Annotated in this window: 9 protein-coding genes; 7 read left to right on the forward strand and 2 right to left on the reverse strand. The window is 63.7% G+C overall.

The features are described 5' to 3' along the window. The first annotated feature begins 63 nt into the window (after positions 1–63). Positions 64–1,347 (forward strand): 4-aminobutyrate--2-oxoglutarate transaminase, encoded by a 1,284-nt coding sequence (locus AC1DWF_RS16625; RefSeq protein WP_476781708.1) that lies wholly within the window; start codon positions 64–66, stop codon positions 1,345–1,347. On the opposite strand, the gene AC1DWF_RS16630 is transcribed toward AC1DWF_RS16625, so the two are convergent. Further along, complete coding sequence (locus AC1DWF_RS16630; protein ID WP_476781709.1) at positions 1,344–2,576, reverse strand: NAD(P)/FAD-dependent oxidoreductase; 1,233 nt, start codon at positions 2,574–2,576, stop codon at positions 1,344–1,346. The two genes, AC1DWF_RS16625 and AC1DWF_RS16630, sit on opposite strands and share 4 nt — an antisense overlap. Before the next feature lie 615 nt (positions 2,577–3,191). Here AC1DWF_RS16630 and AC1DWF_RS16635 point away from each other — a divergent pair. From AC1DWF_RS16635 to AC1DWF_RS16660, 6 genes are all read left to right on the forward strand, one after another. Beyond that, positions 3,192–4,496 (forward strand): imelysin family protein, encoded by a 1,305-nt coding sequence (locus AC1DWF_RS16635; RefSeq protein WP_476781710.1) that lies wholly within the window; start codon positions 3,192–3,194, stop codon positions 4,494–4,496. A gap of 74 nt (positions 4,497–4,570) precedes the next feature. Next, entirely contained in the window at positions 4,571–4,882 is a 312-nt protein-coding gene (locus AC1DWF_RS16640) for a (2Fe-2S)-binding protein (protein ID WP_476781711.1), read from the forward strand. Next, positions 4,848–5,333, forward strand: coding sequence for a bacterioferritin (gene bfr / locus AC1DWF_RS16645; protein WP_476781712.1), 486 nt, complete (start codon positions 4,848–4,850; stop codon positions 5,331–5,333). Before AC1DWF_RS16640 ends, bfr begins: the two co-directional genes overlap by 35 nt. A 143-nt stretch (positions 5,334–5,476) precedes the next feature. Then, positions 5,477–6,952, forward strand: coding sequence for a di-heme oxidoreductase family protein (locus tag AC1DWF_RS16650; RefSeq protein ID WP_476781729.1), 1,476 nt, complete (start codon positions 5,477–5,479; stop codon positions 6,950–6,952). Continuing rightward, a complete protein-coding gene (locus tag AC1DWF_RS16655) occupies positions 6,952–8,031 on the forward strand; it encodes an imelysin family protein (RefSeq protein ID WP_476841845.1) in 1,080 nt (359 codons plus the stop codon). Before AC1DWF_RS16650 ends, AC1DWF_RS16655 begins: the two co-directional genes overlap by 1 nt. Positions 8,032–8,033: 2 nt before the next feature. Beyond that, positions 8,034–9,134, forward strand: a complete 1,101-nt coding sequence (locus AC1DWF_RS16660) for a DUF1513 domain-containing protein (protein WP_476781714.1) — start codon at positions 8,034–8,036, stop codon at positions 9,132–9,134. Between the two features lie 16 nt (positions 9,135–9,150). Here AC1DWF_RS16660 and phnN read toward each other — a convergent pair whose 3' ends face one another. Further along, positions 9,151–9,780, reverse strand: coding sequence for a phosphonate metabolism protein/1,5-bisphosphokinase (PRPP-forming) PhnN (gene phnN / locus AC1DWF_RS16665; RefSeq protein WP_476781715.1), 630 nt, complete (start codon positions 9,778–9,780; stop codon positions 9,151–9,153). Positions 9,781–9,876 lie beyond the last annotated feature (96 nt).

Here is a 9,876-nt window from a genome sequence, read left to right on the forward strand (position 1 = left end):
AGAGGTGCAGATATGGCGTCGGCTCAGTGCGTGCAAGACGCCTGAAAGGTTGGAGGATAAGCGATGAAAAACGCCGAAATCTCACAGCGCAAGATGAACACGATCGCACGCGGCGTCGGCATGACGACGCAGGTCTATGCCGACCGCGCCGAGAACTCCGAGATCTGGGATGTCGAGGACCGACGCTACATCGACTTCTCCTCCGGCATCGCGGTCGTCAACACCGGCCATCGCCACCCGCGCGTCATCGAAGCGGTGAAAGCCCAGCTCGACCGCTTCACCCACACCTGCCATCAGGTCGTGCCCTACGAGAGTTATGTCCGGCTCGGCGAGCGGCTCAACGCCATTGCGCCGATGAAGGGCGACAAGCGCACGATCTTCGTCACCACGGGTGCCGAAGCGGTCGAAAACGCGGTCAAGATCGCCCGCAGCGCCACCGGGCGCCAGGCGGTGATCGCCTTTGCCGGCGGCTTCCATGGTCGCACCTTCATGGGCATGGCGCTGACCGGCAAGGTACAGCCCTACAAGGCGGGCTTCGGCGCAATGCCGGGCGACATCTTCCATGCGCCCTTCCCGGTGCCGCTGCACGGCGTCAGCACGGCCGATGCGCTGGCCGCACTCGACCGGCTGTTCAAGGCCGATGTCGACCCCGCGCGTGTGGCGGCGATCATCATCGAGCCGGTGCAGGGCGAAGGCGGCTTCTACGAGGTGCCGCGCGATTTCATGGTAGCCCTGCGCAAGATCTGCGACCAGCACGGCATGCTGCTCATCGCCGACGAAGTGCAGACCGGCTTCGCGCGCACCGGCAAGATGTTTGCCATGGACTACCATGACGTCGCGCCCGACCTCATGACAATGGCCAAGAGCCTCGCCGGCGGATTTCCGCTCGCCGCGGTGACCGGCCGCGCCGAGATCATGGATGCGCCCGGCCCCGGCGGGCTCGGCGGCACCTATGGCGGCAGCCCGATCGGCGTCGCCGCGGCCCACGCCGTACTTGACGTGATCGAGGATGAAAATCTGTGCGACCGCGCCAATCAGCTCGGTGCCCGGCTCAAGCAACGGCTCGAATCCTTGCGCGACGACGTTCCCGAGATCGTCGACATCCGTGGGCCCGGCTTCATGAACGCGGTCGAGTTCAACGATGTGAAGAAGGGCACACCCTCGGCCGAATTCGCCAATGCGGTGCGGCTCAAGGCGCTCGAAAAGGGCCTGATCCTGTTGACCTGCGGCGTCTATGGCAACGTCATCCGTTTCCTGGCGCCGATCACCATCCAGGACGAAGTCATGACCGAGGCGCTCGATATCCTCGAAGCCTCGATCCGCGACAGCCGCACCGTCGCCGTTTAAGCTGGCGGCAGGGCTGCGAGTGCAGCCTTCAGCGCCTCGGCTCCGCCCGCAACCATCTCGGCGGTCGGCGAGAAGCCGAGGCCGAGCATCTTGCGGCCGAGCATGTGGTCGGCCGGGCGATTGACGGATTCGATGGCGACGAGCCGGTCGCCTATGAAGTGGAACACCGAAAAGCGGTTTTCCGCAGTGTCGCCCGACAGGATCTGGCGGTCGCTGCCGGCGGTGAGGCCCACCATCTGCAGCTTCATGTCGCCGATATCGGACCAGAACCACGGCACGGCACCGTAGCTGCCGTCATGGCCAACGATGGTGCGGGCAGCAAGCTTGGCCTGGTCGGTGGCATTTTGCACCGACTCCAGCCGAACGTCGCCCCCGGTCTGCCAGTGGCGGTAGCTGGCATTGTCGCCGATGGCGAGGATTTCCGGCACCGAGCTGCGCATCGCCTGGTCGACGCGGATGCCATTGGCGATGGTCAGCCCCGCCGTCTCGGCAAGCTCGACATTGGGCACGACGCCGATGCCGATGATGACCATCCTGGCCGGCAGCCTTTCGCCCGACGACGTCAGCACGCCGGCGACATGTCCGCCCTCGCCCTCGATGCGCTCAATGGTGGTCTTGAGCAGGATGCGGATGCCCGAAGCCGCCAGGCGCTGGCGTACATGCTCGGCGATGAGCGGGGCGACGGCACGGCCCAACAGCCGGTCGAGCGCTTCGACCACGGTGACGCGACGGCCGCCAGCGGCCAAGGTAGCCGCGATCTCAAGCCCGATGAAGCCGCCGCCGATGACGACGACGTCTTCGCAGGCAGCGCTGTGGTCGCGGATCAGGCGCGCGTCGGCGACCGAGCGCAGCGACAGTACGCCGGCAAGATCGGCTCCTGGCAGCGGCAAGATGCGCGGGCGCGAGCCGGTGGCGAGGATCAGGTGGTCATAAGCAAGGTTGCCGCCGCCGGCGAGCTCGAGCCGGCGCGCGCCGGTATCGATGCGCGCGACAAGGGTTCCGGGGCGCAATTCGATCGAATGGCCGGTGTAGAAGACTTCGCCGCGCAACGGCTGCGGCTGGGCGGCGGCATCCTTGATGAAGGTCTTGGACAGCGGCGGCTTGTGATAGGGCAGTTCCTTCTCGTCGCCGACGAGCAGGACCGGACCGTCATAGCCTTCTTCGCGCAGGCTGGCGGCGGCCTGGACGCCGGCATGGCCTGCACCGACAATAACGACACCGTTCTTCATGCCCGCCTCGCTGTTGGGGAGTTACCGGGGAAATGGCCGTTGGCCAGCTCGGCCACAAGGGGCCAAGGACAGGTTTTTGGGTGACAGCCTGCTACCGGCCTGTCAAGCGCACCCCTTCGCATTTGGCTGGCTGGCGGCGAGATGACCAGCCGCTACGCGTTGTCGCAGGTGACGGCACTGAGATGCCTTGGCTCGAATGCGTATCTCGACAAATCAAGGAGTTGGCCGTTCCATCTCCGCCGAAAACTGGACAAACTTAGTTTAGAATTATTCTAAACTATTGATAGCGCTACGTTTTTTGTTGACGTCGCGTTGACTTTTTCCGCCACAACGCTTTTATGAGGCAGTGCTTTACAGCGCCTGTCTTTGATGTCTGGGCCTTTAACCCTTTCGATTGGAGCCTATCGGGTGCCTGCCTTCGTTGAACCGCGCCAGTGCGCGATTGCCTGCAGCATGGTTGCGCTGCGCCCAAATTGGGCCTCGAACCACGCGCATGTCCGAAGCCGGGCCGCCCCAGAGCTTTCATTCGAATCCATGCCGCCGATGCAGCAAAGAGCTGACGGCACACGATTTTTCGGCGCGTATCGGCTCCATCTGGTTCACTGAGGAGAGACCATGCCTGCATCCATCTCGCGCAACCGGCACTACGGCAGGCTTGCCGCTGTTGCGGCAACGACCGCGCTGACAGCCGCGATCTTCGTGCTGCCGGCCAAGGCAGCAACCGACGCCAAGGCGGTTCTCACCACCTATTCCGACATCGCGCTCGCCAAATACGAGGACTCGCTGACATCAGCCAAGGCGCTCGACGCTGCGGTCGAGGCGCTGATTGCCAAGCCATCGGCGGAAACGCTCGCTGCCGCGCGCGAAGCCTGGAAGGCAGCACGCATCCCCTACCAGCAGACCGAAGTCTATCGCTTCGGCAATTCCATCGTCGACGATTGGGAAGGCCGCGTGAATGCCTGGCCGCTCGACGAAGGCCTGATCGACTATGTCGACAAGAGCTACGGCACCGAATCCGACGAGAACAAGCTTTATACCGCAAACGTGATCGCCAACCCGTCGATCGAGATCAACGGCCAGAAGGTCGATGCTTCGAAGATCACGCCCGCATTCTTGTCCGGCACCTTGCAGGAAGCCGGCGACATCGAGGCCAATGTGGCGACCGGCTACCACGCCATCGAATTCCTGCTCTGGGGCCAGGACCTCAACGGCACCGGCCCAGGCGCCGGCAATCGCCCTTATACCGACTACGACATCGCCAACTGCACTGGCGGCAATTGCGACCGCCGCGGCCAGTATCTCAATGCGGCTTCCGATCTGCTGGTTGCCGATCTCGAAGAGATGGTCGGCAACTGGAAGGCAGACGGTGCCGCCCGCAAGGCGCTGCTCGACGGCGAGGCCAACACCGGCATCTCCACCATCTTTACCGGCATGGGTTCTCTGTCCTACGGCGAACTCGCCGGCGAGCGCATGAAGCTCGGCCTGTTGCTGCACGATCCGGAGGAAGAGCACGACTGCTTCTCGGACAATACCCACATCTCGCATCTCTATGACGTGGTCGGCATCCGCAACGCCTATCACGGCACCTACAAGCGCATCGATGGCTCGACTGTCGAGGGTCCGTCGGTGTCCGACATGGTCAAGGAAGCCGACGCCGCGCTCGACACCGAGCTTTCCGGCAAGCTGGACACGACGGTGGCCAAGATGGAGGCGATCCAGGCCCGCGCCGTCGCTGGCGAGGCCTACGACCAGCAGATCGGCGAAGGCAATGCCGAAGGCAACGCCACCGTCCAGGCGGCGATCGACGCGCTTGTCGACCAGACCAAGTCGATCGAGCGTGCCGTTGCTGCCCTGAAGCTCGACGCGATCGCGTTCGAGGGCTCGGACAGCCTCGATTCCCCCGACAAGGTCTTCCAGTGAGCCTTCTTCGCACCTAGATAATTTCAGCCAAGCGGCGCGCCGGAAGCGCGCCGCCAGCCATCCCTGAGTCCGTTATGCTGATCTGCCACTGCAACCTGATCACCCAGAAGGAGATCGAAGATACGATCATAGAACTCCTGGACAAGGATCCCTGGTGCCTGATCGTGCCAGCAAAGGTCTATCACACGCTGCAAAAGCGCGGGCGCTGTTGCGGCTGCTTCCCAAATGTGGTCGAAACGATCATTCGGGTAACCGAAGCCTATCACGCTCGTTCGGAGGCGAGTGGGGTGGATATCGTTTCACACATGGATCGTGTGAAAGAGTTGCGGGTCCAATTCGGGAGCAGGATCAATGAAGGGCGAAAAACAGGTCATCGAGCGGCTTAATGAGGCGCTTTTCCTCGAACTCGGCGCGGTCAACCAATATTGGGTGCACTTCCGCCTGCTTGAGGATTGGGGCTACGGCAAGCTGGCCAAGAAGGAACGCGCTGAATCGATCGAGGAAATGCACCACGCCGACAAGCTTGTCGCGCGCATCATCTTCCTCGAAGGCCACCCCAATCTGCAGTCACTTGCACCGCTGCGCATCGGCCAGAACGTCAAGGAAGTGCTCGAAAGCGATCTCGCCGGCGAGTATGACGCGCGCACTTCCTACAAGAAATCCCGGGACATCTGCTCCCAGCATGGGGACTACGTATCCATGAAACTCTTCGAGGAACTGCTTGCCGACGAGGAAGGTCACATCGACTTCCTCGAGACGCAGCTGCAGTTGCTCGCGGAGATCGGCGAAGAGAAGTACGGTCAGCTCAACGCCGAGACCGCTGACAAGGCCGAATAGGACATGCCGGAATGCGGCGCACTTTTTTACTAACGCGCCGCATGCTGCCGGGTGCGCCTACCAGCACCGACAACACATACGACAAGCGAAGTGCTCCGGCACTCCGCTTCATCGTCGCGGGCCTGCTGTTGGCCTCAGCGGCGATGCCATCCGTCGCCGGCGAGCGGGACGGATTGGCAACGGAGCGCCACGACCTCAAGCCCTCGGACAAGGCGCGCGTCGAAAAGATCGTCCAACCGACCACCGACTTCTCGAAGCCCGAACAGTTCGAGCTGATGCAAGGTGGCGCTGGAACGTCGCAAAAGCGCGTCAATCAGGATGCCTTCTCGCATTCGTCAGCTAACATCACCTTCGAGGAAGAAGGGACCTTCAAGCTCGGCAACGGCATGTTCCGCAAGCTATGGGTGTCGTCGCCGTCCTCGACCCAGGCCTCGGACGGCTTGGGGCCACTGTTCAACGCGCGCGCCTGCCAGAGCTGTCATCTCAAGGATGGCCGCGGCCATCCGCCGGAAGGAAATTCGGACGCGACCTCGATGTTCTTGAGGCTTGCCCGCCCGGCCGAGACTGAGGAAGAAAAGGCCGCCCTCGCCGAGCGCAAGGTGCTGAATTTCCCCGATCCCATTTACGGCGCCCAGTTCCAGGACCTCGCAGTTCCCGGCCTCACCGGCGAGGGCCACATGGTCATCTCCTATGAGGAGGTTCCGGTCGAACTCGGCGACGGCACGAAGCTTTCGCTGCGCAAGCCCAGCTACTCTGTCTCCGATCTCGGCTACGGCCCGATGCATCCGGCAACGACGCTGTCGCCGCGCGTGACACCGCAGATGATCGGCCTCGGGCTTGTCGAGCAGATCCATCCGGCCGACATCCTTGCCAATGCCGACCCCGACGACAAGAATGGCGACGGTATCTCCGGCAAGGCGTCGATCGTGCGCGACGGCAAATCAGGCGAACTGACGCTCGGCCGCTTCGGCTGGAAGGCCCAGACACCATCGGTCCGCCAGCAGTCAGCCGATGCCTTTGCCGGCGACATCGGTATCTCGACACCAGACGTTGCGCACCACTGGGGCGATTGTACCCAAGCCCAAACCGACTGCCTCGCCATGCCCAACGGCGTGCAGGAGCGGCTTGGGCCGGTCGAAGCGCCAGATCCGATCATGGATCTGGTGACGTTCTACTCGCAAAACCTCGCCGTACCGGCACGACGCGATATCGACGACCCGCAAGTGCTGCGCGGCAAGCAGATGTTCTACGAAGCCGGCTGCGCCGCGTGCCACATGCCGAAATTCGTCACCCGGCGCGCTACGCCAAACAAGGCGCAGGCCTTCCAGCTGATCTGGCCCTATTCCGACTTCCTGCTGCACGACATGGGCGAAGGCCTGGCCGACGGCCAGCAGGTCGGCGACGCCAGTGGCAGCGAATGGCGCACGCCGCCGCTGTGGGGCATCGGCCTGACCAAAACCGTCAACGATCACACCTTCTTCTTGCATGACGGGCGGGCGCGGAACCTGACTGAGGCGGTGCTGTGGCATGGCGGCGAAGCGCAAGGCGCGCGCGACCGTTTTGCCGCCCTCCCCGCCGACGACCGCACAGCGCTTGTCAAATTCCTGGAGTCGCTCTGATGGCTAGACTTACGCTCGCATCAGCCTTTGTTGCCTGCCTCATCCTGCCCGCGCCCGCAGCCTACGCCAACCAGGCCTCGGACGAGGTGATCGCCAACGCCATCGACGGCTTCATCCGCCCCACCTATGGTCGGCTCGTGCAGGACACGGCGGCGCTCGGAAAGAACCTCGACACGCTATGCACGTCACCATCGGCCGGCAATCTGAAGGCGGCACGCGAAGCTTTCTCCAAGACCACTGTGACGTGGTCGGAAATCGAGATCATCCGCTTCGGGCCGATCACCGAGCAGAATCGGCTGGAGCGCATGCTGTTTTGGCCCGACCRCAAAGGCACCGGCCTGAAGCAGGTGCAAGCCGCCATTGCCGGCGAGGACGTGACCGCGACCGACGCAGCGAAGCTGGCGCAGAAGAGCGTCGCCATGCAAGGGCTCGGCGCGCTGGAGTTCGTTCTGTTCGGCACCGGCGCCGACGAACTTGCGGGCACATCGGCCGCCTATCGCTGCTCCTATGGCAAGGCGATAGCAGGCAATGTCGCCACGATCGCTGGCGAGGTCGACGCCGCCTGGCGCGACGACAAGGGCTTTGCCAGCCAGTGGCAGCATCCCGGTGCCGCCAATCCGCTCTATCGCGACGCCAGCGAGGCGGTGACCGAACTGCTCGAAGTCTATGTCAACGGCCTCGAACTTGTGCGCGACGTGCGCGTCAACGGTTTCCTCGGCAAGGATGCGGCTTCCGACAAGCCGAAGCAGGCGCTGTACTGGCGTTCGCAAGGCACCGCCGCCGCCCTTGGCGGCAACATTTCAGGCATGAAGGCGTTGTTCGGCGCCTCGAAATTTGGCAGCCTGCTGCCGGCAGATTCCGAATGGATCGCACAGTCCATCGATTTCGAATTCGCCAACGCACAAAATGCCGTGACCGGCATCACCGGGCCGATCGACGCTGTGCTCGCTGACCCGGAAAAGCGCGCCAAGCTGACCTATTTCGGCGTCGTGACGTCCAGCCTGTCGGAATTGTTCGGTACCCGCCTTGCCGGCGCGCTCGGCCTCACCGCCGGCTTCTCCTCGCTCGACGGGGACTAGTCATGCGCTCGCCGCTGTTCGACCGCCGCGATTTCCTCAAGGCGGCAGGTGCGACCTTCCTGATGTCGCTCGCTCCCGCCAAGCGTGCGCTGGCGCTCGAAACCGACGCTATGTTCGCCACCGCTTACCAAGCACGCACAGGCGAATATGGCGTCGCGGTGCTGTCGGAGGCCGGCAAGATCCTGCACAGCGTGGCGTTGCCCGAGCGCGGCCACGACGTCACCTTCGATCCGATCTCGCGCAAGTCGGTGGTGTTCGCGCGCCAGCCCGGCACCTTCATGCTGGTCTTCGACCACACCGGCAAGGATGAGCCGCTGACCATTCCGAGCATCACTGGCCGGCACTACTATGGCCATGGCGTGTTTTCGCCCGATGGTGCCCTGCTCTATGTGACCGAGAATGATTTCGACAATGCCGCCGGCATGGTCGGCATCTATGACGCGCGCGACGGCTTCCGCCGCCTCGGCGAGTTCCCGACCCATGGTGTCGGCCCGCACGAGCTGATCCTGCTTGGCGACGGACGCACGCTTGCGATCTGCAATGGCGGCATCGAGACCCATCCGGATTTCGGCCGCGCCAAGCTCAATATCCCGATCATGAAGCCATCCTTCGTGCTCGTCGACCGTGTCAGCGGTGTTCTCCTGGAAAAGCATGAGCTGCCGGAAAAGCTGCACCAGCTTTCGATCCGGCACATGGACATCGACGCCCAAGGCACTGTCTGGTTCGGCTGCCAGCATGAGGGCCCGGCGACGGAAACGCCGCTGCTCGTCGGCTGCGCCGCGCGCGGAGAGGAACTCGCCATGCTGGAGATGCCCGAAGACATTCTCGGTGGCTTCCGCAACTATATCGGCTCGGTGGCGGCCAATCGCGACGCCGGCCTGGTGGCGGTGTCATCGCCGCAGGGCAACGCCTGGGCGATGATCGACGCCGGGACCGGCAAGGTGGTCGCCAGGAACGACCTGGACGAAGTCTGCGGTCTGGCGCCCGACCGCGGCGGCTTCCTCGCCACCACGGGCGCAGGCGTCATCGTCGAGCCGAACGGCAAGCAGGCAAGCCGCACGGAATATGTCTGGGACAATCACATGCTGCGCATGATTGCGTAAGCTTCTGCTTACGCAATCACACCTGACCTGATACGTCGGAAAAGGCGACCGCCTTGCGCAGCACGGCCAAGAACCGCTCGCCGGCGACATCGGCCGTACCGCTGTTGTCGATGGCGACATGGCCGGGACCGGAGAGATCGTGCGGAGCAGTGCGCGCCAGACGTGCCAGAACCTCGCCGCGTGACTCGCGCCCGCGCGCTGCCAGCCGCTCGGCCAGGATTTCGGGGGCAGCCGTGATTTCGACCACCGCTACATTGGCGTAGCGCTCGCGCAGAGCGGGGATGACGCCGCGCGAGGTGTTGGCGACAACGACATGGCCGACCGCAATCGCATCGTCGACGGAAGCCGGAATGCCGTAGCGCAGGCCATGCGCTTCCCACGACAGCGCGAAAGCGCCGGAAGCGTCGGCCTCGACGAAAGCGGCGTCGGCCAGTGTATCGTGATCTTCGGTCGCCCCGTCGCTGTGGCGGGTGATGACGCGGCGGGCGAAATCGACGTGCTCGTCGTCGCCAAGGCGCTCGCGGACATAGGCGATCAGCGTGTCCTTGCCGGCACCGCTGGGGCCAACGACAGCGACGAAGACGCCGTTGCGGACGGGAGAGCCGATTTGGGTCAATTCACGCTCGATCAATGCTGAAACCATCATGCGTCGTCATTCCTCCGTGCCAGCGCATCGGCCCGCCGGGGCCCTGGACAGGCAACGGCGCATTGAACATCTCAAGTGTCGCACTGTCACCCACCT

It is taken from the genome of Aminobacter sp. P4_D5 (genome assembly GCF_056401815.1).

Bases quoted from the DNA above. Each gene is read 5' to 3' on its own strand.
- AC1DWF_RS16625 (WP_476781708.1), top strand. From the start codon at position 64: ATGAAAAACGCCGAAATCTCACAGCGCAAGATGAACACGATCGCACGC.
- AC1DWF_RS16630 (WP_476781709.1), bottom strand. From the start codon at position 2,576: ATGAAGAACGGTGTCGTTATTGTCGGTGCAGGCCATGCCGGCGTCCAG.
- AC1DWF_RS16635 (WP_476781710.1), top strand. From the start codon at position 3,192: ATGCCTGCATCCATCTCGCGCAACCGGCACTACGGCAGGCTTGCCGCT.
- AC1DWF_RS16640 (WP_476781711.1), top strand. From the start codon at position 4,571: ATGCTGATCTGCCACTGCAACCTGATCACCCAGAAGGAGATCGAAGAT.
- bfr (WP_476781712.1), top strand. From the start codon at position 4,848: ATGAAGGGCGAAAAACAGGTCATCGAGCGGCTTAATGAGGCGCTTTTC.
- AC1DWF_RS16650 (WP_476781729.1), top strand. From the start codon at position 5,477: ATGCCATCCGTCGCCGGCGAGCGGGACGGATTGGCAACGGAGCGCCAC.
- AC1DWF_RS16660 (WP_476781714.1), top strand. From the start codon at position 8,034: ATGCGCTCGCCGCTGTTCGACCGCCGCGATTTCCTCAAGGCGGCAGGT.
- phnN (WP_476781715.1), bottom strand. From the start codon at position 9,780: ATGATGGTTTCAGCATTGATCGAGCGTGAATTGACCCAAATCGGCTCT.